This window comes from Photorhabdus sp. RM322S (assembly GCF_042879395.1).
In the GTDB taxonomy this organism is placed as follows: Bacteria; Pseudomonadota; Gammaproteobacteria; order Enterobacterales; family Enterobacteriaceae; genus Photorhabdus; species Photorhabdus khanii.
This window is the reverse complement of record NZ_JBHFKW010000038.1, coordinates 1-23,252: the sequence shown is the minus strand read 5'-3', so window position 1 is coordinate 23,252 and position 23,252 is coordinate 1. Positions and strand designations below refer to the sequence as shown.

Here is a 23,252-nt window from a genome sequence, read left to right as displayed (position 1 = left end):
CTCACCCCGGCCACATAGTTTGCTATGCTCCCGGGGATTCGCTCCCTTGCCGTCGCGATGCATCTTGAAATCTATAGGGTATAGTAGTGATTTGGCCTTGATGATATTGCATCCATTGGAGCTGCCGGAAAATCGCGCAGTTCTCCTGAACAGACAGCATCCCTGAAGCACCATTGAGATGGAAATCACTTTGAAGCTGCACCTGACTGAACTGATTTGCTAATGACCAGGCATCAATACCCATAGCGTAAAGACGCATCAAAGAGTAATCATTGGCAAATTTACCGGCGGCTTGTTGCATCAGTGGCAGGTTAGCGCCAGCGATTAATGGAATGTCGCTGAATTGCATTCCTTCCATCTCCAGGCGGAAATCAGGGCCAGCGCCAGCCTGATTACTGCGGGAGCTTGCATAAAGGGCCGGTTTATTGCGGGAACTGATTGCCATATCAATCATCGGCTTGATCAGAGTCAGTTCATCTAAAGTGGAAACAATATAAACTGCGTCCACTGAGCCGCCGGCCGAAGTAGGAACGGCATCTGTATTTATCTGGGGAATGTCCAAATCACCAATAGTGGTTGATACCGGTTGATTGTTTGTTGCACTAATGGCTGTGCCAGTCAGGCGAATACCTGTACCTCTATTAATTAACTGTTTCAGTTCGGCGGAAGAACCAAGGGTTTGTTGCAGAACGGTATGCCCACCTTGTTTTTGCCATTCTTGTGCAAATGCCTTGGCGATCCGGTCACCAAAAGTACCTCGGGGAACGAGTATCAGAGGATTTTGTTTCTGTTGCTGCCAAATATGTTCCGCAGCATTTTTCGCTTCATCTTCTGGTGACAAAGAGAAATAACAGATATTGGGCCGGGGTTGCGCATTATCTAACTCGTTCAGCACCAGCATGTTTAATGGCGTATTCATCTGAACCAGTTTAACCACATCTGGCTTAAGTAACGGCCCGACAATTAAATTCACGCCGTCTTGTTCAGCCTGAATCAATAAATTTTCCAATGATTGGCTTGCTGTGTCATAGATTTTGACCTGTTGTGTGTTAACCGGCACATTGGCTATGACGGGCGTTGACTGAACGGCTGGTGGTGTTGATTCAATGGGAACCGCTGCATTTGGCAGGGCATCGGCAGATACCACTGCATCTGACGTATTATCGTTGGTTGCTGTAGATAAATTTGCCGGGTTTTCTGTTGGCAGTAATGGGGTTGGCAAACCAGCCTGAGCATCAAGAAAACCCTGACGAATTGCTTCACCGAATACTTTTGCCTGACCGCTTAATGGCAAAAACAGTGCAATACGGATGTTAGTACCTTGCGATTGGATGGTGGCCGGTTGTAACTGGGTTGGGAGTGATTGCGCGGCTGGGTTTTGTGGATAGCGAATTTTCCAGTCACGGACAGCTGCTTGTAGTTTGTCAGAGTCCTGTTTGTTATCCTGATAGGTACTGAGTAAGTCCAGCCAGCCTTGCAGAATATTTTCATCAGCGTTGATGACCAACCCACTACGATTTTGTGGTGAAAGCCGGGTTAGCATTTGCCAGGTATCATCAATATTTTTTTGATGAGCGGCATTGTCTTTCAGAAGTGGTTCCTGAGCGATATAAGCACGGATGACATCCAGAGAAGGTTCGCTATTAGCGGCATCAATGATGGATTGATAACGGGCGATTTCTGTACTGACTTTGTCCTGAGTTTGCAAAGGTTGTTGTCCCTGTTGGTCAGGCACGCTACACCCTGCGATGATCATAACTGCCAGCATAGCTGAACAGACTAAACCAGTTTTGATACGCACAAAAATTGAGGAAAGCATACTGTATCCAGCGATGTTTTTTTCAAAGATGCTCAATTTTAAATCGGTCATTCGGATGAAACAATGAATCAACCCAATCGAGCAGTGGTTACGACATCCACGCTATATGTTGTGCCAACCCCCATTGGAAACCTGGGTGATATCACTCAGCGTGCGCTTGAAGTTCTTGAGCATGTCGATCTGATTGCGGCCGAAGATACGCGACATACCGGCTTGTTGCTTCAACATTTTGCCATTAATGCGCGCATGTTCGCACTTCATGATCATAATGAACAGCAGAAAGCAGATCAATTAATTACAAAACTTCAGCAGGGGCAGAGTATTGCATTAGTCTCTGACGCGGGAACGCCACTGATTAATGATCCTGGTTATCATGTGGTTCGCCGTTGCCGTGAAGCGGGTATTCGTGTTGTCCCTCTACCGGGGCCTTGTGCGGCGATAACCGCATTATCTGCTGCGGGCTTGCCATCAGATCGTTTCTGTTACGAAGGATTTTTGCCGGCTAAGAGTAAAAGCCGGAAAGATACCTTACGGGCTTTGGAGCAGGAGCCGCGGACGTTAATTTTTTATGAATCCACTCATCGTCTAATCGATAGTTTAGAAGATATGGTTGACGTGTGGGGAACTGAACGTTACGTCGTTCTGGCACGGGAATTAACAAAAACCTGGGAATCGATTCAGGGTATGCCGGCAGGTGAGCTTCTGGCATGGGTTAAGGAAGATGAAACCCGTCGCCGTGGTGAAATGGTATTGATCGTTGAAGGCTATAAAAAACCGGATAACGAAGCTTTACCTCCAGAGGCATTAAGAACGTTGGCGTTCCTTCAGCAAGAGCTGCCGTTGAAAAAAGCGGCTGCTCTGGCGGCAGAGATCCATGGTGTGAAGAAAAACGCGCTTTATCGTTATGCTCTGGGACAGCATGAAGAGTAACAACAATTGTTGATAAACGAGGCAGATAATGAGTAAACGCCTATACATCGTTTGTTAAACCTCTTATAATCCGCTGCGGAGTTGACTAGACAGTCGCTGCTTTATCATTGTCCTTTTGGTCGATAGGTAGAGGAGAGGAAAGTCCGGGCTCCACAGGGCAGGGTGCCAGATAACGTCTGGGGGGTGAAAGCCCACGACCAGTGCAACAGAGAGCAAACCGCCGATGGCCTACTTACGTAGGATCAGGTAAGGGTGAAAGGGTGCGGTAAGAGCGCACCGCGCGGCTGGTAACAGTCCGTGGCACGGTAAACTCCACCCGGAGCAAGGCCAAATAGGGGTTCATTAGGTACGGCCCGTATCGAACCCGGGTAGGCTGCTTGAGCCAGTGCGTAAGTGCTGGCCTAGATGAATGATTGTCCACGACAGAACCCGGCTTATCGGTCAACTTCACCAATTTAGCCCCATCAGGTTAACCTTGATGGGGCTTTCGCTTTTTCAGGCGGCCAGATCAATTAACAACCCCTGGAACTCAGTATCTGCTTTTAAAACCAGATAATTTTCTTCATGAATAAAAGCGCCATCTCCACATTTAATCAAAGCGTTATCCTTCGAGTTGCCTTTTATTTTTATATTTCCGTTCAAGGATTGCAGATAAGCATTTTTTCCTTTCAATTGCAGATGATGAGCTTGATTCTTATTAAGAGAAATATGATTTACCCATACTTGCTGACGCAATTGCATGCTGCCATCTTCTGCGGTTGGAGAGGCAAGCATAGTTAATGGCTGTTCTGGTAACTCCATCCGTTGCAATGGTAAACTTTCCTGCTGAGGAAAGGCATTTAGCCAAAGCTGCAAGCGGGTCAGTGGCTTATTCGCACTGATATTATGTTCACTGTAGCTGATGCCTTTACGGGTAGAAAACAGTAAACATTCTCCCTTGCAGGCTCTGACATGATTGCCTTCACTGTCACGATATTCTGCTTCACCTCGCAGAATAATGTTCAGTATATCCACATGTGGATAAGATTTAGGCTGGAAAGCGGCTTTTGGTGCGATAACTTCCTGATTCAGTACACGCAGAGCGCCATAACCTAAAAACTTTGGATCAAAATAGTGACCAAATGAAAATGTATAACGGGCCTGTAGCCAACCATAGTCAGCTTTTCCACATTGCTTTACTGTTCTATTTATAATCATGATGGCGGTTACCTTCAAAAAACACACATTAACAATAGTAATTATCTGGACGGCGAAATGTTAGCCAGTTAATCTGGTCACCATATTCAAATTTCCTGATTGAGAAAAATATGAGCAAAGAACGAGCGCTTACACTGGAATCTCTACGGGTCATGGATGCGATTGACCGGCGGGGAAGTTTTGCTGCGGCAGCTGATGAGCTTGGCCGTGTTCCTTCTGCACTTAGCTATACGATGCAAAAACTGGAAGAGGAGCTGGATGTGGTGCTGTTTGACCGTTCGGGTCACAGAACCAAATTCACCAATGTTGGCCGTATGTTGCTTGAGCGTGGACGTCAATTGCTTGAAGCTGCGGATAAATTAACCGCCGACGCAGAGGCATTAGCGCGTGGCTGGGAAACTCACCTGACAATCGTTTGTGAGGCACTGGTCCCTGCTTCTTCATTGTTCCCATTGGTGGGTAAACTTGTTCAGAAATCGAATACTCAGCTCTCTTTATTGACTGAGGTCTTGGCTGGTGCATGGGAGCGGTTGGAAACTGGACGGGCGGATATTGTTATTGCGCCAGATATGCATTTCCGTGCATCGGCAGAAGTGAATTCACGTCAGCTTTACAGCATTACCAATGTTTATGTCGCCAGCCCTGATCATCCTATTCATCAAGAACCGGAGCCTTTGTCTGATGTTACGAGGGTGAAGTACCGTGGTATTGCTGTGGCGGATACAGCAAGGGAGCGCCCGGTATTGACGGTTCAGTTATTAGATAAGCAACAACGTTTAACGGTGAGTTCGCTGGAAGAGAAACGTCGGGCTCTTTTGGCCGGGTTAGGGGTTGCTACTATGCCTTATCCTATGGTGGAGCAAGATATTACGGCGGGTCGTTTACGGGTGATTAGCTCTGAATACAGCCACGAGACAAATGTCATTATGGCATGGCGACGAGACAGTATGGGGGAAGCTAAATCTTGGTGTTTGCGGGAAATCCCTAAATTATTTGCTAACCGCTAAGATAGATGAAAAAGCCGGAAAAATTCGCCAAGATCTTCCGGCTTTATTATCTACTGTGAGAATATTCTTGTCAGGCCAGAATGACATTATTTTATTATTAGTATGATATGGGGTATTTTAAATATAGTAGTTATAAGAACCTGTTATTCTCGGTGTTGATTTTTTAACTTACGGATAAGTTAATAATGTAGTGCGATTGAATGGTAATTTGGCTGGTTTATTTCCATACTCTACATTTAGGAATCTAAAGTAGATTATCCATGGTTTTATAGGTGATGTGGAATTAAATGTAGTAATGAGATGGTATTTATTAAGACAAGTAGATTAAATAGAGAGTTTGATAATTAAAGGTAAAGAGTGATTATAAGGTTTAATAATGAAAAATTTGTATTATTACGGTTAATGATCATTCCATTTTAATGGGGGTGTGGTTGTTTTTTTAAATTAAATCAATTTGTTGTATTGTGGTAATTCGGTTTTTAAACTGCTTATAGACCGTTAATTATAAGGAAAATAAAGTTTTTATCTGGTTATATTAAAGGGTGGAAAATGTATAAGGTTATTGGTGATGAATTTTTATGAAAATATATTTTCTATTATATGAGTTGATTGCGTTTTTTATTTTTGTCATTAATGCTTTGGAAAATATATAATATTTTATCGAAGCTGGCATGTTTTAATATTTAATAAGAATTGGCTCTATTGATTAAATAAAGCAAACCGAAAAATCTATTAGATTTTTCGGCTAGCTATTTATCTTGAAACTTAATATGAGATCGTTATCTGATAATATAGTTGAGAAAAGTGGGAGTTTGATGGTTTTACTCTTTACCTAAAACTGTTATTTCTTAGATTCAGAATAGCAACAGCAATATATTACCAGTTTTTATTCATCAAGCGGTCAATACTGAATTTACCTGGACCGATGATAGCCAGTAACAGGTAGCCACCACCGATAGTCAGGTTTTTTAGGAATATAGTCTGGTTCATGCCTTCAGCAAAATTGCTGTGGAAAAGCAAGGCAGTCAGAATACAGAAACCAAAAGTAAATAGTGCTGTTGTACGGGTCAAGAAACCGAACAGAACGGCTAGGCCGCCACCCAGTTCAAGTAAGATAGTCAGCGGTAATAAAAAGCCAGGAACCCTCATCGCTTCCATATATTGTTGAGTGTCAACATAGGCATCGCCTAATTTTCCATAACCTGCAACGATAAACAGGATTGACATTAAAATACGGGCTAATAGCAAGGTTCTATCTTCAAATTTTTTCATTAACAACTCCAGGGATACAGGTAAAGTAGTGATGATTAGTCGGTACTAACTTGAGATAGCACAATTTGCTAATCATTATCGAATGGAATGTATACTAAAGAGAGAAGAGCTTAGTTGTAAGCAAGGATTATTAACAATTTTATACAAATTTTTTGAATGTAAATAATATGGTTGATAATCAATGAAATGTATTATTAAGAATTATTACTTCTTCCTTTTCAGTACCTTCAATTTACCAATGACTCGGCGGGTCCAACGATAGAATTTCACTGGGTGACGAAGGCCATATGAAGAAATGGTGCTGGCTCCGAGTAGCAGATAAGGTTTTAGTGAAAAAAGCTTTTGCCAGCCTTTGTCATAAGGCTCGGTGATATTTCGCCAGTGTTGAGTATCGTTAGAAAGTATCAGTCGTTGTAACTGGATATTTTTGAGCAACTGCTGTTTTTTCAGTTTTCTTTTTTGGCTCTGTTTACTCATTACTGTGATCCTCCAGCATCTCTCTATCAACCTTTAATTGCTCGCGGGTTGCGTTGAGTAATGTTGAATTACGGGATTTCTTGATGGTCCATATCAGGCCAATGAGCGCCAGGGTCAGTAAAGTACCTGTAGTGATAGCTAATGCAGTAAGACGCCAGGCTGGATCAACAGCCCAAAAAACCAGAACAAGCAAACACATCAGACCAAAAGCGGTAAACAGCAATGTCAGACCGACCATTAATATCAGTTGTATCAGGGTTGCTTTCTCCTTTTCCAGTTCTACAACGATCAGTTGTAAGCGGGTTTCTACCATCCCGATAATGATGGTGGCAATGCGTTGAAGAGAATCAAGGACCCCTTTACCGGGGCCTTGAGATTTGGATGGGTGGTTCATATTAGCGTTTAGCCAATAATACACCTAATACGACAGCTGCTGCTGCACCGATGCCGATACTTGTCCACGGTTTTGCGTGAACGTAATCATCAACATGACGAGCCATCTCTTTAGTTTGCATAACGACTTTATCACTGACAGTGCCAAGTTTCATGCGAGTTTCTTCGAGCAGGTTTTCTACTTTGCTGCGGATTTTTTCCAGTTCGGTATCGGATTTATCACCGGAATTTTTGATCACTTCCTCTAGTGTTTTCGAGAGGGATTTTAATTCAATGCGTAAGTCTTCAGCGGTTTTGTTATGTACCATGTAAATACTCCTTATGTCGGTGTGTATATTTGACTTAGTTAGTCGATTTTCCAGAGGCTGGAAAAGACTATCCTTAAATATAGCTTATATTTTAGAAGGTGAATGAAAAACATTAGCGTTATTTCACTATTCTGCCGCAAACGATACTTTTGTCTGCGGCAGAGGGGGATTTAAGATTTTTTCAGAGTAAATTACTTTTTTTGAGGGGATTGGCAAGTTTTTTTACGTAATACAACTAACAAACTGCCGCTAAAACCAATAATTAGTAAAGCAAGTGGCAGCAATATCAGGAAATTCATTACCAGATCTTCATACTGACGGAAAATGGGGGTTTTACCGAGCGCATAGCCCAGAGAGGTCAGGATAACGACCCACAAGAAGCCACTGAGCCAGTTAAAAAACTGGAAACGACTATTTTGCAGACCCGTCAGGCCTGCAAGTGTTGGCAGCAGGGTTCTTATGAATGCGAGGAAGCGGCCGATAAGTAAAGCGGACAGGCCGTGGCGGTGAAAAAGACTGTAAGCTCTTTGGTGATAATGAGCCGGTAAGTGAGAGAGCCAACCTTGTACTATTCTGGTATTTCCTAACCATTTCCCCTGTAGATAACCGACCCAGCAACCTAAGCTTGCTCCGGTGGTTAATATAACAAGCGTGACAGGGAAACTCATTGCACCTTTGGCAATTAATACTCCAACCAATATAAGCAAACTGTCTCCAGGTAAAAATGCCGCGGGAAGCAGGCCATTTTCAAGGAAGAGGATCAAGAATAGCATGATATAAATGGCCCATAGTAGGGATGGATTGGCCAGAGTTTCATAATCCTGGTGCCAAAGTGCATATATAAGTTCTTTTACTATTTCCATCAGGTGTTCCTAAAATGCCTTTGTTTGTTCATCCTGAAAGCATGGGGCTAAACTGATTAAACTGTATCCTGTTGTAGTTATTTGGCCGGTTATAACGCCTTTTCAATCTGTTGAAAGAGGCAAATGGCATGGCCTGCGACACTGTAACAAAATCAAGAGTGACTAAACAGAAAATTTTGGCGATCAATTGAACATTGATTGAAATGGAATAATAAACTTGTCTGACGAGATTAGTTTATTGGCTACTGCCTATGAGTCAATATTTTTGCAGTGGTAGATTGATTCTTGCGTGAATTTGATTTACTTTTCACCACAGCAAAGGGGAGTAACTTCCTTGCCGGTTTATCGTCATTACGATGCAATAGCATCCGGTAGCCGGGCAACCTTGAACTGATACCTGGTGGTACATTTTCTGTGTTGTAAGTGAGACCTTGCCAGAAGGCGAGGGTTGCTTGCAATACATCCATCTCCATTACGTGGGGAAGAAATATAGCAACGGCTGGCGTCTTCTGAGAATTCAGCCGTTTTTGTTTATGTAGAGAAAGAAAATGAACTCAGTGGGTAGTCCTGTCTTATGGGGAAGTTTCGCCGTTTTAATTACGATTATGCTGTTGCTGGATCTGCTCTTACAAGGGCGTAAGAAAGAGCAGGCAATGTCATTTCGTCAAGCCGCTGTCTGGAGCGTAATTTGGGTAAGTTTGTCGCTCTTATTTGCATTAGGATTATGGTGGTATTTCAGAGAAATTGAGGGGGAAGCTGTCGCTAATAGTCAGGCAATGGCTTTTCTTACGGGTTATTTACTTGAAAAAGCACTTGCTATTGATAACGTGTTTGTCTGGCTGATGTTGTTCAGTTATTTTGCTATTCCGGCAAATTTGCAACGCCGGGTGCTTATTTACGGCGTCTTAGGCGCAATTGTGCTGCGTACTGTGATGATCTTTGCAGGGAGCTGGCTGGTTTCTCAATTCAGTTGGATACTCTATCTGTTTGGCCTCTTTCTGCTGGTTACCGGCGTTAAGATGGCGTTGGCAAAAGAGGATAATGCTCCGGTAGGTGATAAACCTTTTGTTCGTTGGTTAAGATCGCATATTCGTATGACGGATAATCTGCACGGAGAACGTTTTTTTATTAAAGAAAAGGGTTTGTTATATGCGACGCCATTGATCTTGGTTTTGATTATGATTGAAATTAGCGACGTTATTTTTGCTGTAGACAGCATTCCCGCTATTTTTGCAGTAACAACAGACCCTTTTATTGTTTTGACCTCTAACCTTTTCGCTATCTTAGGATTACGTGCAATGTATTTCCTGCTGGCAGGTGTAGTAGAGAAATTCACAATGCTGAAATATGGTTTGTCAGTCATTCTGGTATTTATCGGTATTAAGATGCTGTTAATGGATGTTTATCATATTCCTATGGGCGTTTCTCTGGGGACTATTGCGAGTATTTTGACAATAACAATGATTATTAATGTCTGGGTAAATAAGTATAAAGCTAAAGAGATCCAGTAATCAGGTAACTATTTTTTAACAGATAACCCTATTTTCCTGAACAGGAATATAGGGTTTTTTCTGGTCTTAACTTACTGAAAAATGGTTAAACATAAAAATAAATAATTGTGCTTTGTAAATGTGTAAATTGCCATTTTGATCACATAAATGTGAATGTGTTGTTAATAAGTGCTGACAAGGTTGTATATTTTGACTGTTTCTGCTTTCCACCATTCTTGGTTTCCCTATACTGAGGCAGCAAACACAAAAAATATAGGTTCAGCAGAACTGTTAATAAAATGGGTCAGTTATGGAAAAACAAAAGCGTGGTTTCGTGCATTACATTGTACAAGGGAGCCTGGTTAAACAGATTTTGGTAGGTTTAATTGCAGGGATACTGTTAGCGTGGTTGGCACCTTCGGCTGCCAAGTCGGTCAGTTTGCTTGGGACGTTGTTCGTTGGTGCCTTGAAAGCAGTAGCCCCGGTATTGGTATGGGTTCTGGTTATGTCTTCTATTGCTAACCATAAAGAAGGCCAGAAAACCAATATTCGTCCAATTCTTGTCCTCTATATTCTGGGTACTTTTTCCGCCGCTTTAGTTGCCGTGGCCGGTAGTTTTATGTTCCCGTCACAACTGGTGCTGGTTGTAAATGATGCTCAGATGTCTCCTCCTGAAAACATTATGGAGGTGATTAAAGGGGTATTGGGTAATGTTGTCGCTAATCCGGTGAGTGCGTTACTGAATGGTAATTATGTCGGTATTCTTGCTTGGGCGATTGGTTTGGGTATCGCACTGTGTCACACGAAAGATTCAACTAAGTCTCTGATTCATGATATGTCTGAAGCGGTTACTCAGGTTGTTCGGGTAGTCATCCGTTGTGCACCTGTTGGTATCTTCGGCTTGGTGTCTTCAACTATCGCAGAAACCGGTTTTAGTACTTTGCTGGGATATGCCCAACTGTTGGTTGTGTTACTGAGTTGTATGCTGGTTGTTGCATTTGTTGTAAACCCACTGATCGTTTACTGGAAAATTCGTCGTAACCCTTATCCACTGGTATTTGCTTGCTTGCGTGAAAGTGGCGTGACGGCATTTTTCACCCGCAGTTCGGCTGCGAATATTCCGGTGAATATGGCTATGTGCCGCCGTATGAATCTGCATGAAGATACTTATTCGGTTTCCATCCCGTTGGGGGCAACGATCAATATGGAGGGCGCTGCGGTGACTATCCCGGTATTGACTCTGGCCGCAGTAAATACGCTAGGGATACCTGTCGACCTGCCTACGGCATTGTTGTTAAGTGTGGTTTCTGCCATTTGTGCATGTGGTGCTTCTGGTATCGCGGGCGGTTCCTTACTGTTGATCCCTCTGGCCTGTAGTATGTTCGGTATTTCCAATGAAATTGCTATGCAGGTTGTGGCAGTCGGTTTGGTTATCGGTGTATTGCAGGATTCGGCAGAAACCAGTTTGAACTCTTCTACCGATGTGTTGTTCACCGCCGCTGTTTGTCAGGCTGAGGATGATCGTCTGGCATCGGATCAACTGAGTCAGCGTCATTGACTAACCGGAGTCTTTCGGTTGAAGTCAAAAAGGTGGTAATAGGTAAGAAAAGTAAAACGTCCGCGCCAGAAGTGGCGCGGATTGAGTATTTGTTGCATTTTTACTTATCATCAAATTTTAAGGCCCAATTGAGTGCCTTGATTGATAGCGCGTCTGGCATCCAATTCAGCCGCAATATCGGCTCCACCAATAAGATGCACGGTTTTTCCCGCGTGTTGTAATGGCTGATACAATTCTCTCAGTGGCTCTTGTCCGGCACAAATAACGACGTTATCTACGGCAAGACAGCGCTGTTCTCCATTACAGCTGATATGTAATCCCTGATCATCTATTTTCAGATATTGCATATTGTTGAGCATTTTCACGCCGCGCAAGTGCAGACTGGTTCTGTGTACCCAACCTGTTGTTTTACCTAATCCTTCGCCCACTTTGGTTGGTTTACGTTGTAATAGATAAATTTTTCGGGGGGAGGGTTCTGGTTTCGGGCCTTCAGGCGATAAACCTCCACGATGTGTCAGATTCTGGTCAATGCCCCACTCTTCGCTGAAAGCGGTACGATCAAGGCTGGTACTCTTTTCTGGTTGACTCAGATATTCTGCGGTATCAAAACCAATTCCACCTGCGCCAATGATAGCCACACGCTGACCGACATTTTTCTTATCCCTGAGTACATCTAAGTAGCTCAGTACTTTTTCGTGATGAATACCATCAATAGTGAGTTGGCGGGGCACAATACCACTGGCGATGATCACTTCATCGAAATCGGAGAGTATTTCTGTCGTTGCGGTCTGGTTCAACCGCACATCAACATGATGGATTTCTAATTGACGCTGAAAATAACGTAATGTTTCATGAAACTCTTCTTTCCCAGGGATCTGTTTGGCAATATTGAATTGCCCGCCAATCTGCCCATGACGTTCAAACAGAGTGACATGATGACCACGGCTGGCAGCCGTCACGGCAAATGACAATCCAGCAGGCCCTGCACCGACAACAGCCAGTTTTTTAGGCAGGGTAATAGGTTCGGCTGCCATTTCTGTTTCGTGACAGGCACGGGGATTAACCAGGCAGGAGGCTATTTCACCGACAAAAATCTGATCCAGACATGCCTGATTACAGCCAATACAGGTGTTTATTTCATCAGCTCGTCCTTGTTGGGCTTTCAGAACAAATTCGGCGTCCGCCAGAAAAGGCCGCGCCATGGAAACCATATCCGCACAACCTTGTGCCAGCGCTTGCTCTGCAATTTCTGGATCATTAATCCTGTTTGTTGTGATTAATGGGATTGAAACTTTCCCCATCAGCTTTTGTGTTACCCAACTGAATCCGGCGCGGGGAACCATAGTCGCAATAGTTGGAATTCGTGCCTCATGCCAGCCGATACCTGTATTGATAATAGATGCTCCTGCTTGTTCAATGGCGACGGCTAATTGTTCGATTTCCTGCCAATCAGAACCCTCTTCGACTAAATCCAGCATTGAAAGCCGGTAAATCAGAATAAATTCCTGTCCGGTTGCCTGGCGGATCGCTTTGACAACCTCCACAGCAAAGCGCATTCGATTTTCAAAACTTCCACCCCATTGATCCTGGCGGTGGTTGGTACGGGTAGTCAGAAATTGGTTAATCAGATAACCCTCAGAGCCCATGATTTCTACACCATCATAACCTGCTTGTTGTGCCAGTTGCGCACAGTGAGCGAAGTCAGCAATGGTTTGCTGAATGTCTTCTTCTGTCATTTCACGGGGTACAAATGGGTTAATTGGGGCTTGAATGGCAGTGGGGGCGACAAGATTCGGCTGATAGCTGTAGCGGCCGGTATGCAGGATTTGCATTGCAATTTTTCCACCAGCTTGATGAACCGCATCTGTAATAACTTTATGATGGATAAGGTCTTTTTTATCTACCAGAAATGCTGTGCCTTTTCCTATAACACCTTGTTTATTTGGGGAAATACCACCTGTGACAATCAATGCTACGCCTCCGGCTGCCCGTTCAGCATAAAAGCGGGCAAGTCTCTGGGCGCGATCGGGATGTTCCTCTAATCCGGTGTGCATTGATCCCATCAGAATGCGGTTTTTCAGTGTGGTGAACCCCAGGTTTAAAGGGGTGAATAGGTGAGGATAGTGGCTCATTGCAATCTCCGTCGGGTGTTTGTCAATCATAACCAGATTATTGTTATTGTGTCCGAAACCACGAGGCGAAAACGTCAGGTGGTCGGATGAGATGGTGGTTCAAATCTAGACGGAATAAGGTTAATTGGGAAAAAAATGTTAAACGAATGTGATGTGTATCATAAAATCTCGTTCAGTCATAAAGTTGATAACCAGAGGGAGTGGGAGGATAGGATGATGTCTTCTATTCTTAACTTATTTATTAACGCCAACGATTATTATGAAAAAACAGATGACTGAATGGGTAACTCTGGAAGGGAAAGGGGTTATTCTTGAACCTTTGACGCACCAGCGGCATGATGAATTTGTACAGGTAATTGAAGAGGGTGAGTTACATAGATTGTGGTACACCAACATTCCTTCACCGGCTGATCTGAGCAAAGAGATTGATCGCCGTTTATTTTTGTATGAGAGAGGCACCATGCTGCCTTTTGCTGTTGTTGACCACCGGACAAGCAAAGCCGTTGGAATGACCACTTATATGAATATTGATTCTCATGCCCGTCGGGTGGAAATCGGTTCTACCTGGTATGCGCGTTCTGTCCAGCGGACACATATCAATACAGAAGCGAAGTATTTGTTATTGAAATATGCTTTTGAAGAATTGGATTGCATCGCTGTAGAATTTCGTACTCATTTTCTTAATCACCAAAGCCGGAAAGCGATAGAACGACTGGGTGCGAAACTTGATGGAGTTTTGCGTAGTCATGTTTTATCTAAAGATGGTAGTGTCAGGGATACTTGTGTTTATAGCATTATCAATTGTGAATGGTCTGCGGTTAAAAGCCATCTTGAATGGCAGATGGTTAAACCAAGATAGAAGTCATTTTAAGATCAGGCTATGCCACACTGGGTGGCGGCCTGATTTTGAACTCTGATTTAATTTGAAGGCAGAGAATCCCGCATTCCATTATCCAGTTCATCCAGTAATTGATAACGGCGGCGATATTCAGCTCGCTTCTTACTGGCGATATCTTCAAGAGATTTTCTTTCAATGGCTAATGGCAGATGGAAATCTTTATTTTTTTCCCTTGATCCACCTAATGATTCCCAGAAAGAGTCGTAATCAGCAACTAATTTGTCTTTCTTTTTATGCCAATAGCGCAGGCTTTTATAGATGTGTGTATCATTGCTGGCAGCCAGAATTTGCTGACAACCAAAGTGGGCAGCAAAACGGCAAACAGATTCAAGCAGTAAGCGTTTTGGAAATAATCCATAACAATCTTTCGTAGCATTGCGGATAATTTCAAGGGTTGTATCTTCTTTAGAACCTTGTAGCCCACCAATAAATAGTGTTTTTTTGCCAGCAATCGTCAGTAGTGTAAAGGCACATCTTGCCAGAGTTTTATTATCTTCTGTCCCAATAAATAAGGTAAGTTCACCCTCTTTGTTAAAACAGTCCATGGAATCTACAAAAATAGTGTAAGTTCCACTCTTACCATTGATAACCGCTAATGGATATGCATTGGAACAAAATATTTTATTAATAATAGACTGATTTAGCCCGGTAAATAACAACTGATAATGTTCATTTATTGCGCGCAACGTTTGCCCTTTGTTGAAGTTAATACTCAGATAAGGGCGATGTAGCTTAGAAGGCAAACAAGGTTGTTTCTTCAAGATATCCAGATAAAACGGTGTATTAACTATCTGGTTTAATAGTTTTAGCGTCGATATTGGCATCAGAGCGCTACGCAAAGCAAACTTAGTGCGATTCTGTGCAGAATACCAGTGAGGACTGGGACTGATTTTTTTTCCGACTAAATCTGTAAACAGTCGAATGCCTGAGCTAGCGGGTTGATACATATATTTCATTTCTTTAATCTAGTTCTAAAAAACACAGGAGGGAAGATGGTTTAAACTCTCTGAGTATACTCCTTTGGTATTAAACGGTACTTCAACAGATGTCTCTTTGTGTTTTTTTAAGATAAAAAAACAATGGTTTTTTAATAAATTTTTAGCAATTAATGATATTTTTCTTGTTTGGTATTTGTTTAGTCTTCTGCGACGTTTTTTAGTTGTGAAAGTATGTTAAAGAATATGGAAGGAGCGGTTATGATCTGATACGTGCTCTGTAACAAATTTAGCAGGTTAGTATTGGTTGTAAATAAATCATATTGGATATGTTCGTTTTGGAATTAGTTTGATTATTAGAAAAATTAATGTTAATTATTTTGTGTTTGTTATTAACATCATAATAAGATGGCTGGATGATTTCATATTTTATTATTTATATCATTTTAATATGAAATTAATTTGACACTTGCAGGGTATGTATTTCGATTTTATTATGGATGTTCACCAAAAAGGTATGTTACACCGGGCCTTTTCTATATTTATTTTTAATAAAAAAGGAAATTTACTACTGCAAAAGCGGGCAGAAACAAAATAACATTCGTCCGGGCTTTGGACTAATAGCTGTTGCGGTCACCCTCGGGTTGGCGAAGCACTGGATACCGCACACAGGCGTCTTGGTGAGGAGATGGGCTTTGATTGAATACGAATACGATCATGTTTTTATCGGGCAATTTGATAAAGAACCGATAATTAATTCTGACGAGGTATCCAATTATAAATGGGTTAATCCACTGAAATTGAGGAAATTAATTAATAAGGCACCTGGGGAATATATAGTTTGGTTTAAAAAAATCATTGATGGCTTTTCGAATCAAGACATTAAAGATTGGCAAAGGCAGCTTGATGGCAATGTAATTTATCTGCAATCACAGAATTGAATTATTAGATATGAATGCCTCATTGAAATTTACCAATACGCCGCAAGTCCTGACAAATAAGGTTGCGACACCTTTTTAAAACCATTTAATCAGGAAAACCTCATGAGTAGCTTTAATAATGTGTTTTACACTGATGTTGAGCCTGCTCCGCCTTATCACATTATTCGGGGGGGGGGAAACACCAACGACTACGAAAACAAAGTAGTACAGGTTTATTGCGAAGATCCGGAACGCTGGCGTAAAGCGATTGGTAATACGCTGTTATTCCAGTTTGGTGTTTACGATGATCCCGCCTCAAGGCCACCTATTTCGTTGGATGAATCAGGTATTCGTTATTTTGATCGTCAACTGCTGTTGGCTGGTTTGGAGACAAGGATCGAGCGGCCAGCGGTTCGGCGAATACTGGATATCGGTTGTGGCTGGGGCTATATCCTGAAATATCTGGCTGAATATTTTCCTGAGTGCGCGTGCTTGGACGGAGTGAATATCAGCGATCAACAGTTGAGGTATTGTGCCAAGTTTCACGCAGAACATGGGTTGGTTGAGCGTATTAATCTGTACTTGTGTAATGCGCAGGATATTGATCTGTTGCCTGACCCACAGGAACTTTATGACTTGGTGATTATCCGTGGTGTTATTTCGCATTTTCCTAACTCATTGTATGAAAAAGCCATGAACGCGCTGTTCAAACGTGTGCGGATTGGTGGCCGGGTGATTATTTCTGACAACCTCTATAATGTGGAACTGGATAGCTATAAATCGGATATTCCCGACATCATCGATCGCCTTGCCTGTAGTAATCGCAAAACACCTGCCTATTTCAGACAAGTGCTGGAGAGAAGTGGTTTCATTATCAAGGACATGAGGGTGTTGCCGTCCAATATTGATACAGTGCATTGGTTTCTGGATATCAAGGCTAACATCGAACGGAACTTTCCTGAAGGTGTGTGTGGTCCTCTGGAGGAGCTGCGTGTGATGGCTGAAAATTTATCGATCGCGCTGGTGAAAAACTATGTGTCGGTCTATAGCGTTATCGCACAGAAACTTTAACAAGCAGCTTGTTTGCTTTCGATTAGGTACAGCCACGTTATTATCCGGTGCTATTCAGCAGATTGCTGAGGGGGATTATAGTCTGGCGACACAATCTAGCTATGTTGCCAGTATTGGTAAAAATGCAACGGTAGAAATTGGTCAGCGCTTGATTGAAAAGATTGGTCAAGGTAGCCAGCAAATCAATGTCATGAGATTGATGTTAGAAACGCTGGATGTGGTTAAGGAATTGGCTGAACTGACAGCCGCGCATACGCACTACAACACAGGCATGCCGGAGAACGCCAGCGCCATTAGGAACACAGCCTATAAATCCGATGGATTGAAACAGAAATATTCTCCAGTGATTGGGTGAATATCATGCCGTTTGTATGAGATTTTTACGTTATTCCATAGGTTGATAACACCTTTTTTAAGGTGTAGACTGATTGTGTTAGCAGGAGAATGTCGCGCTATAACCGAGGCTACCAATCTCGCATAGCACAAAGACAAACCGCCCTATCCAAGGGTAAAAGTAAAAAACCAACCTCACCAGTTGGTTTTTTTATTTTTATCTACTCATCATTTTAATTGATTGAATCATCTGAAAATAAACCTATAATCAACGGCTGTTAGTTTGGGGTAGCGTTCTGACCTGTGTATCTCTGACGCAAGTTTTCGTAAGTCCTGGCTGAGTACAGGTGGTGCTGATTCAGTGTCTCGGTCAGAGCGCGATATTCTCCTGCTAACACAGATGAGGGCCAGCTGGACAGGCAGCGCAAAGGCAATGGCTGGTTAAGTCGTGCTCCTAACAGGAGCAAACGGGTGAAAACATTTATTGATATTGCTATCATCGTTCTCAAAGCGTTAGTTGCGCTTTTAGAGCTGATCCGTGCATTTCTGAAATAGATAACGGAAACGTAGCTAAGGCCATTTGGGTAACCTCCCGGTGGCCTTTAACATTTACCGCTTTTGATCAAGCCACGGTGTTTTATAATCTTTATCCTTCACAAAAATACTGATTTAAAAGCTTAAATTTGGCAATCCCTACTGGATTTGAACTAGGGGCTGTTGACGTTTTGAGAGGGCTTATTGAACAGCATGATGATTGGGTATCATTGCTTTCGCCAAAAACCAACCCTGCCTTACCATCATGCCGAGAACCATGTTATCAAAACCCCTATGGAATACGCTAGCTGTATTCATGCAACAAAGTGGACTGATTTATCACAAAGAAGAACATCACCTGACCTTTGAGGGGATCCTTTACCGCATGAGAACCGGTTGTCCCTGGCGTGACTTACCGCCTGAATTTGGGAAATGGAATACCGTCTTTCGACGTTTTAATGAATGGGCAAAGAAAGATATTTTTAATTTAATATTCAAATTGTTATCTGAATATTCTGATACGGAGTGGCTGTTCATTGATGGGAGTATTGTGCAGGTTCATCAACATAGTGCAGGCGCAGCCTCTAAAGAAAATGAATCGAGAGGAAAAAGTCGGGGTGGACGTTCAACCAAGATCCATTTAGCTGTAGACAGTTACGGTTTACCTGTACATTTTGAGCTTTCTGGGGGTCAAACACACGACATCGTTCATGCTGAAAGTCTGGTGTCACAGTCACCGCCATCGGATTTTGTGATTGCGGATAAGGGTTACGATAGCGAAGCCTTCAGGCTTACCGTGAAACATAAGGCGCAACACCGGTCATTCCCTATAAGAAAAACCGTCGAAAAGCCGATAAGCGTGTTGATACATGTTTATATCGTTACCGCCACTTGGTGGAAATTTCGTTGCCAGTGTAGGGAAAGAGGCCAATATCGAAATCGGGCAAAAGCTGATAGAGAAAATTGGTCTGCTTAAGCAGAGTATCGCCGGAACCAGGCAAGAAATCGTCGCGCCAGTGGTTTGGGTGGGCAGCCAGCAAATCAATGTCATGACATTGATGTTAGAAACGTTGGATGTGGTTAAGGAATTGGCTGAACTGACAGCCGCGCATACGCACTACAACACAGATATGCCGGAGAACGCCAGCACGATAAGGAACACGGCCTATAAATCAAGATGGGCTGAAGCAGAAATATTCTCCAGTGATTGGGTGAATATCGTCCATTTGTGTGAGGTTCTTTACGCTGTACTCTAGGTTGATATTTTATGCTATAGGTATTAGACTGGCTGTGTCAGTTAAGGAATATCGCGCTAGGACTGAGGCTACCAATCTCGGTAATAGCACAAAAGATCCCCCTGTCCTGTATGGGTAAAAATAGAAAAGCCAACTTCAGCAGTTGGCTTTTTTTGTTTTTACCAACTCATCATTTTAATTGATTGAACCATCTGAAAATAAACCTATAATCAACGGTTGTTAGTTTGGGTTAGCGTTCTGGCCTGTGTATCTCTGACGCAAGTTTTCGTAAGTCCTGGCTGAAGAACAGGTGGTGCTGATTCAGTGCCTCGGTCAGAGCGCGATATTCCTTAACTGACTTGATGGAAGCCAGCCGGACAGGCAGCGTAAAGGCAATGGCTGGTTAAGTCGTGCTCCTAACAGGAGCAAACGGGTGAAAGTATTTATTGACACTGCTATCATCGTTCTCAAAGCGTTAATCGCGCTTTTAGAGCTGATCCGTGCATTTCTGAAATAGATAACGGAAACGTAGCTAAGGCCATCGGGGTAACCTCCCGGTGGCCTTTAACATTTACTGCCTTTGATCAAGCCACAGTGCCTTATAATTTTCTACCCTTCACAAAACGCAACCAGATGCATGCAGCGTCATTCACTCACAACCTACTAAGCCACTCTTGTTTAAGTGGCCTAATGTACTGATCTAACAGCTTAAATTTGGTAATCCCTGCTGGACTTGAATTCGTGCTCAAGCGATTATTGCTCCGGTAGTATAAACGGCACTACACCGCACCCGCCTGCACGTTTTGGATCAAAAAATTTTTTCAGCTTTAAAATCCTACAAGGCGAACGGTCAGGCCGCGCCAGCACTGGTATTGTGAGAGAAGTAGCAAACTGAAATGATTGAAAAGATTTTCAGGAAATTTCAGTTTTTGGATTAAAAGAGGATCACGGGGAAAATATCAGTGCATGGATATTAAAGGAAAAAATTCTATTTTACGTGGGTGAATGGATCACAGAATAAAGCCGCGCTAAATTATGAAGTTGAGTCAGAGCGCGGCTTTACAAGATATGCAGACCTGAAATTATTTTCTCTTTTGAATGATGACAAAGAAGAAAGAGAAAATGTTAAAGTGCGCTTAACTCATTAATTAGCGCGGGATTACGTTCAAGCATTTTAAGCAATTTAAGTGATGAGCCAGAAGGAATACGGCGGTGTTGTTCCCAGCTTTGAATTAGGGATGCAGAGACACCAACAGCTTCGGCAAATTCACTTTGCTTTAACCCAAAGGTTTCGCGTAGGTTTTTTACATCAGGCAGACGATGGCGATGAATATTTTCAGCAGGAACAGCAAGCTCTCCTTTTTCAATCGCTACCATCTGATTCATGCTTTCAATCAGATCGTCAAAAAGTTTTTTGTCCATAGTTTCTCCGCTGTATGAACATTGCCGCGTATCTACGCGGCGTTGATTATTGCAATTTATTACTGATGGCTTTAAGTACTTCTTTTTCTTTTGGGGTTAAATCATCTTTTTTATTTTTAGGGTAAATCAAAAGAAGATAGAGCCTCCCAGTTCTGGTTATGGTGTAGTAGATGATTCTGACACCGCTACGTTTTCCCATCCCTTCTCGCTGCCAACGAATCTTTTTACATCCTCCAGTGGCGCTAATGGTACTGCCTTGTTCATGGTTCTTTAGTAAGTGCTCCTGTAGTTGTCTAAATTCATCATCGGTTAACAGTTCTGCCCGTTCTCGACTAAATACGGGAGTTTCGATAAAAACTAGGTATTCCATAAAACACATCCTTGCCCGTCTATGGAAAATATTATATTCGTACTGTGTACGATTGTCAAAGTAAAATCGTACACAGTACGAAATTTTAATGTGCATGGAAAACAGTACTAGCTGTGTGGGAGATATCGCAACCTGAAAGATTTGAAAAGATTTTCAGGAAATTTTAGTTTTTGGATCAAGGGAGGATCACGAACGAAAAGTTAACGCAATGATAGTGGAAGGATATTTCTATTTTGCGTGAGAAATTATGAAGGGAATCCAAAAGAAATTTCAAAACATAGTCACTGTGCGGCTTTGCGGTCATTAGAAAATTGACATGAACTGAATCAGTAAATATATTTTTGCTGACGGGAAAAATTTTTTTCCTTTTGGTTCGTTTGGACAAAAAATAGTCTTAATGGGGCATGAAAATTTTCTCAGGGGACACTGACTAAAAGACATAAAAAAACCACTCGTTGTTGAGTGGTCTATCTATCTGTTTTCACAGCTAAAATCTGGTGGCCCCTACTGGACTTGAACCAGTGACCAAGCGATTATGAGAACCATGATAGGGGTTTTAAAATCAATAAGTTACAATAAAATCAAAAAGTTATGTAGCGATAGTTGCTATTGGTTATTGATGGTTTGAGTTCTCAGGGGACACAAAAGGGGCAAGACACCCCTTATATCATGCAGCTAAGGGATTAAGTCTAACTGCATCATCAAGATGGTCTGGGGCAAAGTGAGCATAGCGCATAGTCATCTTAATATCTGTATGGCCTAGTATTCGTTGTAATACCAAAATGTTTCCCCCTTTCATCATGAAATGGCTAGCAAATGTATGCCTTAACACATGGGATAACTGACCGTCAGGAAGCTCTATACCTGTCCTTCTTATAGCTGTTCTAAACGCTGAATAGCATGATGAAAATAAACTACCGCGTTTTTTAGGAAAAGTGTTATACAACTCTTCACTGATTGGTACTGTTCGGTTTCGATTACCTTTGGTTTTGGTAAAGGTGATGCGATATTGGCTAACCTGAGAAGCCCTTAATTTTTCAGCTTCCGACCAACGCGCACCAGTAGAAAGGCAAATTTTAACTACGGTCAGTAAATGCTTGGATCTACTTTTTTCACATTCTTCTAATAGTTTTTTAGTCTCCTCGTTAGTCAGAAAAGCCATTTCGCTTTCTTCGGTTTTAAACGGGCGGATATTTTTTAAGGGATTATCATATGTCCAGATACCAAGCCTATTAAGTTCATTGAACATAGCACGGAAATAAGAAAGTTCAAGGTTTACCGTTCTTGGTGCGACCTTAGAAACACGAGATGTTCTGGCTAGTTTTCCAGAAAGACGTTTTTCTCGATAGGATGAAAATAACTGTGCAGTGAATTCAACAGCTTTAGGATCGCCCATACATTCACAAGCATATAGCATTGCGTTCTGGCGCTTCTCTCCATCATCCAAAGTGATGCCGTGTGACTCATACCAAGTCACAACTAATTCAGAAACTTTACGGCGGTCTTCTTTACTGTCTAGCCAAGGTTGATTATCAACCGACTCTAAAATATAACGCTCATAGGCTAATGCTTCACCTTTAGTCGTAAAGCTTTTTCTAATCCGTTTCCCAATACCGTTTTTTTTACCCTCTGGGTAAAAATCTAAGCGCCATTTTCCATCAGCTTGTTTGGTCAGTGCCATTTTTCGAGATTCCGACTATTTAGTTAACCGATCATGAAAATAATATTTTTTATGATCCTTTGATGAAATCATTGTTTGTATTTTTCCAACAGAAAAGGTTTTATATTCATTTCTTAAATGGCAGTAACCAGAGATTGTGAACATTCCAAATAGCTTGTTAGTTTTTCCCAAAATCCTTAGTGGTTAGGGCTCATTAATATCTTCCCAGATGAGCGCTTTACCTTCTGACATTTCGCTGTGGTTCTACCGGCTACAGGGTTATTACTTTCTCCTTCTGATTTTTTACGGGATAGCAAAATCCAGTGATAAGATAAGGGGGAGAAAGCAATTTTTAGTAAAGGTAGATAAATAACAACTGCAAGAGTTGACACACCATGATCAACGTTTGTAGAAATAATAACAAAGAT

Annotated in this window: 24 protein-coding genes, 1 other RNA gene and 3 pseudogenes; 14 read left to right on the top strand and 14 right to left on the bottom strand. The window is 42.2% G+C overall.

Translation table 11 applies throughout. The features are described from left to right. Window positions 1–22: 22 nt before the first annotated feature. Entirely contained in the window at window positions 23–1,819 is a 1,797-nt protein-coding gene (locus tag ACGF63_RS18435; protein WP_152962617.1) for a penicillin-binding protein activator, read from the bottom strand. Between the two features lie 63 nt (window positions 1,820–1,882). On the opposite strand from ACGF63_RS18435, the gene rsmI reads away from it, so the two are divergent. Both rsmI and rnpB read left to right on the top strand, forming a co-directional pair. Then, window positions 1,883–2,749 (top strand): 16S rRNA (cytidine(1402)-2'-O)-methyltransferase, encoded by an 867-nt coding sequence (rsmI, locus tag ACGF63_RS18430; RefSeq protein ID WP_152962616.1) that lies wholly within the window; start codon window positions 1,883–1,885, stop codon window positions 2,747–2,749. A 77-nt stretch (window positions 2,750–2,826) separates the two neighbouring features. Then, window positions 2,827–3,202, top strand: an RNA gene (rnpB, locus tag ACGF63_RS18425) — RNase P RNA component class A. Window positions 3,203–3,244: 42 nt separating this feature from the next. On the opposite strand, the gene ACGF63_RS18420 is transcribed toward rnpB, so the two are convergent. Then, window positions 3,245–3,946: a pirin family protein gene (locus tag ACGF63_RS18420; protein WP_132355364.1), complete on the bottom strand. Its 702-nt coding sequence runs from the start codon at window positions 3,944–3,946 to the stop codon at window positions 3,245–3,247. Between the two features lie 110 nt (window positions 3,947–4,056). Between ACGF63_RS18420 and ACGF63_RS18415 the strand changes: the two genes are divergently transcribed. After that, window positions 4,057–4,953, top strand: coding sequence for a LysR family transcriptional regulator (locus ACGF63_RS18415; protein WP_036842154.1), 897 nt, complete (start codon window positions 4,057–4,059; stop codon window positions 4,951–4,953). A gap of 876 nt (window positions 4,954–5,829) precedes the next feature. Here the strand turns inward: ACGF63_RS18415 and ACGF63_RS18410 are convergent. From ACGF63_RS18410 to ACGF63_RS18385, 6 genes are all read right to left on the bottom strand, one after another. Next, entirely contained in the window at window positions 5,830–6,225 is a 396-nt protein-coding gene (locus ACGF63_RS18410; RefSeq protein WP_036842156.1) for a DoxX family protein, read from the bottom strand. A gap of 204 nt (window positions 6,226–6,429) precedes the next feature. After that, window positions 6,430–6,702 (bottom strand): YqjK-like family protein, encoded by a 273-nt coding sequence (locus ACGF63_RS18405; protein ID WP_036842158.1) that lies wholly within the window; start codon window positions 6,700–6,702, stop codon window positions 6,430–6,432. After that, complete coding sequence (locus ACGF63_RS18400) at window positions 6,695–7,096, bottom strand: phage holin family protein (RefSeq protein WP_036842160.1); 402 nt, start codon at window positions 7,094–7,096, stop codon at window positions 6,695–6,697. The genes ACGF63_RS18405 and ACGF63_RS18400 overlap by 8 nt, the downstream gene beginning before the upstream one ends. A gap of 1 nt (window position 7,097) precedes the next feature. Then, window positions 7,098–7,403, bottom strand: a complete 306-nt coding sequence (locus tag ACGF63_RS18395; RefSeq protein WP_132355361.1) for a YqjD family protein — start codon at window positions 7,401–7,403, stop codon at window positions 7,098–7,100. Between the two features lie 191 nt (window positions 7,404–7,594). Then, on the bottom strand, window positions 7,595–8,266 hold the full coding sequence (locus tag ACGF63_RS18390; protein ID WP_036842162.1) for a DedA family protein: 672 nt from the start codon (window positions 8,264–8,266) through the stop codon (window positions 7,595–7,597). Between the two features lie 242 nt (window positions 8,267–8,508). Further along, entirely contained in the window at window positions 8,509–8,733 is a 225-nt protein-coding gene (locus ACGF63_RS18385) for a hypothetical protein (RefSeq protein WP_387632587.1), read from the bottom strand. 81 nt (window positions 8,734–8,814) lie between these two features. On the opposite strand from ACGF63_RS18385, the gene ACGF63_RS18380 reads away from it, so the two are divergent. Then, window positions 8,815–9,777, top strand: coding sequence for a TerC family protein (locus tag ACGF63_RS18380; protein WP_387632585.1), 963 nt, complete (start codon window positions 8,815–8,817; stop codon window positions 9,775–9,777). 289 nt (window positions 9,778–10,066) lie between these two features. Further along, a complete protein-coding gene (gene sstT, locus ACGF63_RS18375; protein WP_387632583.1) occupies window positions 10,067–11,314 on the top strand; it encodes a serine/threonine transporter SstT in 1,248 nt (415 codons plus the stop codon). 110 nt (window positions 11,315–11,424) lie between these two features. Here the strand turns inward: sstT and ACGF63_RS18370 are convergent, their stop codons facing one another. Continuing rightward, complete coding sequence (locus tag ACGF63_RS18370) at window positions 11,425–13,446, bottom strand: FAD-dependent oxidoreductase (RefSeq protein WP_387632582.1); 2,022 nt, start codon at window positions 13,444–13,446, stop codon at window positions 11,425–11,427. 271 nt (window positions 13,447–13,717) lie between these two features. Here ACGF63_RS18370 and ACGF63_RS18365 point away from each other — a divergent pair, with 271 nt between their 5' ends. Beyond that, the gene (locus ACGF63_RS18365) at window positions 13,718–14,305 is read left to right on the top strand and encodes a GNAT family N-acetyltransferase (RefSeq protein ID WP_387632580.1); all 588 of its coding nucleotides are present in this window, start codon (window positions 13,718–13,720) and stop codon (window positions 14,303–14,305) included. A 59-nt stretch (window positions 14,306–14,364) separates the two neighbouring features. On the opposite strand, the gene ACGF63_RS18360 is transcribed toward ACGF63_RS18365, so the two are convergent. Further along, window positions 14,365–15,291, bottom strand: coding sequence for a VirK/YbjX family protein (locus ACGF63_RS18360; RefSeq protein WP_387632578.1), 927 nt, complete (start codon window positions 15,289–15,291; stop codon window positions 14,365–14,367). 634 nt (window positions 15,292–15,925) lie between these two features. Here ACGF63_RS18360 and ACGF63_RS18355 point away from each other — a divergent pair. From ACGF63_RS18355 to dinQ (ACGF63_RS18320), 8 genes and pseudogenes are all read left to right on the top strand, one after another. Further along, window positions 15,926–15,982: pseudogene (locus ACGF63_RS18355) on the top strand (hypothetical protein); the annotation flags it as partial. Further along, window positions 15,975–16,220 (top strand): hypothetical protein, encoded by a 246-nt coding sequence (locus tag ACGF63_RS18350; protein WP_387632577.1) that lies wholly within the window; start codon window positions 15,975–15,977, stop codon window positions 16,218–16,220. The pseudogene ACGF63_RS18355 and the gene ACGF63_RS18350, both read left to right, overlap by 8 nt. A 102-nt stretch (window positions 16,221–16,322) precedes the next feature. Further along, entirely contained in the window at window positions 16,323–17,270 is a 948-nt protein-coding gene (locus ACGF63_RS18345) for an SAM-dependent methyltransferase (RefSeq protein ID WP_387632575.1), read from the top strand. A gap of 22 nt (window positions 17,271–17,292) precedes the next feature. Further along, window positions 17,293–17,625: pseudogene (locus tag ACGF63_RS18340) on the top strand (hypothetical protein); the annotation flags it as partial. A gap of 461 nt (window positions 17,626–18,086) precedes the next feature. Then, window positions 18,087–18,158, top strand: a complete 72-nt coding sequence (dinQ, locus tag ACGF63_RS18335; RefSeq protein WP_387632600.1) for a damage-inducible type I toxin DinQ — start codon at window positions 18,087–18,089, stop codon at window positions 18,156–18,158. Between the two features lie 244 nt (window positions 18,159–18,402). Then, window positions 18,403–19,113 carry an IS5 family transposase gene (locus ACGF63_RS18330; protein WP_387632598.1) on the top strand — a complete coding sequence of 237 codons (711 nt, stop codon included), beginning with the start codon at window positions 18,403–18,405 and terminating at the stop codon, window positions 19,111–19,113. Beyond that, a pseudogene (locus ACGF63_RS18325) lies at window positions 19,037–19,352 on the top strand (hypothetical protein); the annotation flags it as partial. The gene ACGF63_RS18330 and the pseudogene ACGF63_RS18325, both read left to right, overlap by 77 nt. A gap of 465 nt (window positions 19,353–19,817) precedes the next feature. After that, window positions 19,818–19,889 (top strand): damage-inducible type I toxin DinQ, encoded by a 72-nt coding sequence (gene dinQ, locus ACGF63_RS18320; protein ID WP_369293964.1) that lies wholly within the window; start codon window positions 19,818–19,820, stop codon window positions 19,887–19,889. A 608-nt stretch (window positions 19,890–20,497) separates the two neighbouring features. On the opposite strand, the gene nadS is transcribed toward dinQ (ACGF63_RS18320), so the two are convergent. The 4 genes from nadS to ACGF63_RS18300 form a co-directional block, all read right to left on the bottom strand. Beyond that, entirely contained in the window at window positions 20,498–20,854 is a 357-nt protein-coding gene (gene nadS / locus ACGF63_RS18315) for a NadS family protein (RefSeq protein ID WP_338089232.1), read from the bottom strand. Further along, on the bottom strand, window positions 20,841–21,164 hold the full coding sequence (locus ACGF63_RS18310; RefSeq protein WP_132355352.1) for a type II toxin-antitoxin system RelE/ParE family toxin: 324 nt from the start codon (window positions 21,162–21,164) through the stop codon (window positions 20,841–20,843). Before ACGF63_RS18310 ends, nadS begins: the two co-directional genes overlap by 14 nt. 667 nt (window positions 21,165–21,831) lie before the next feature. Beyond that, window positions 21,832–22,845 carry a tyrosine-type recombinase/integrase gene (locus ACGF63_RS18305; RefSeq protein WP_118985543.1) on the bottom strand — a complete coding sequence of 338 codons (1,014 nt, stop codon included), beginning with the start codon at window positions 22,843–22,845 and terminating at the stop codon, window positions 21,832–21,834. A 176-nt stretch (window positions 22,846–23,021) separates the two neighbouring features. Beyond that, window positions 23,022–23,252, bottom strand: a 231-nt coding sequence (locus ACGF63_RS18300; RefSeq protein ID WP_387632573.1) for a hypothetical protein, incomplete at its 5' end; no start/stop codon positions are given.

Excerpts from the sequence above, each read along its gene's own strand:
- ACGF63_RS18435 (WP_152962617.1), bottom strand. The coding sequence starts at position 1,819 with ATGCTTTCCTCAATTTTTGTGCGTATCAAAACTGGTTTAGTCTGTTCA.
- rsmI (WP_152962616.1), top strand. The coding sequence starts at position 1,883 with ATGAATCAACCCAATCGAGCAGTGGTTACGACATCCACGCTATATGTT.
- ACGF63_RS18395 (WP_132355361.1), bottom strand. The coding sequence starts at position 7,403 with ATGGTACATAACAAAACCGCTGAAGACTTACGCATTGAATTAAAATCC.
- ACGF63_RS18410 (WP_036842156.1), bottom strand. The coding sequence starts at position 6,225 with ATGAAAAAATTTGAAGATAGAACCTTGCTATTAGCCCGTATTTTAATG.
- ACGF63_RS18415 (WP_036842154.1), top strand. The coding sequence starts at position 4,057 with ATGAGCAAAGAACGAGCGCTTACACTGGAATCTCTACGGGTCATGGAT.
- ACGF63_RS18345 (WP_387632575.1), top strand. The coding sequence starts at position 16,323 with ATGAGTAGCTTTAATAATGTGTTTTACACTGATGTTGAGCCTGCTCCG.
- ACGF63_RS18310 (WP_132355352.1), bottom strand. The coding sequence starts at position 21,164 with ATGGAATACCTAGTTTTTATCGAAACTCCCGTATTTAGTCGAGAACGG.
- ACGF63_RS18380 (WP_387632585.1), top strand. The coding sequence starts at position 8,815 with ATGAACTCAGTGGGTAGTCCTGTCTTATGGGGAAGTTTCGCCGTTTTA.
- ACGF63_RS18360 (WP_387632578.1), bottom strand. The coding sequence starts at position 15,291 with ATGTATCAACCCGCTAGCTCAGGCATTCGACTGTTTACAGATTTAGTC.
- ACGF63_RS18330 (WP_387632598.1), top strand. The coding sequence starts at position 18,403 with ATGCCGAGAACCATGTTATCAAAACCCCTATGGAATACGCTAGCTGTA.
- ACGF63_RS18370 (WP_387632582.1), bottom strand. The coding sequence starts at position 13,446 with ATGAGCCACTATCCTCACCTATTCACCCCTTTAAACCTGGGGTTCACC.
- ACGF63_RS18400 (WP_036842160.1), bottom strand. The coding sequence starts at position 7,096 with ATGAACCACCCATCCAAATCTCAAGGCCCCGGTAAAGGGGTCCTTGAT.
- ACGF63_RS18420 (WP_132355364.1), bottom strand. The coding sequence starts at position 3,946 with ATGATTATAAATAGAACAGTAAAGCAATGTGGAAAAGCTGACTATGGT.
- ACGF63_RS18385 (WP_387632587.1), bottom strand. The coding sequence starts at position 8,733 with ATGGATGTATTGCAAGCAACCCTCGCCTTCTGGCAAGGTCTCACTTAC.
- sstT (WP_387632583.1), top strand. The coding sequence starts at position 10,067 with ATGGAAAAACAAAAGCGTGGTTTCGTGCATTACATTGTACAAGGGAGC.
- ACGF63_RS18390 (WP_036842162.1), bottom strand. The coding sequence starts at position 8,266 with ATGGAAATAGTAAAAGAACTTATATATGCACTTTGGCACCAGGATTAT.
- ACGF63_RS18305 (WP_118985543.1), bottom strand. The coding sequence starts at position 22,845 with ATGGCACTGACCAAACAAGCTGATGGAAAATGGCGCTTAGATTTTTAC.
- ACGF63_RS18405 (WP_036842158.1), bottom strand. The coding sequence starts at position 6,702 with ATGAGTAAACAGAGCCAAAAAAGAAAACTGAAAAAACAGCAGTTGCTC.
- ACGF63_RS18365 (WP_387632580.1), top strand. The coding sequence starts at position 13,718 with ATGACTGAATGGGTAACTCTGGAAGGGAAAGGGGTTATTCTTGAACCT.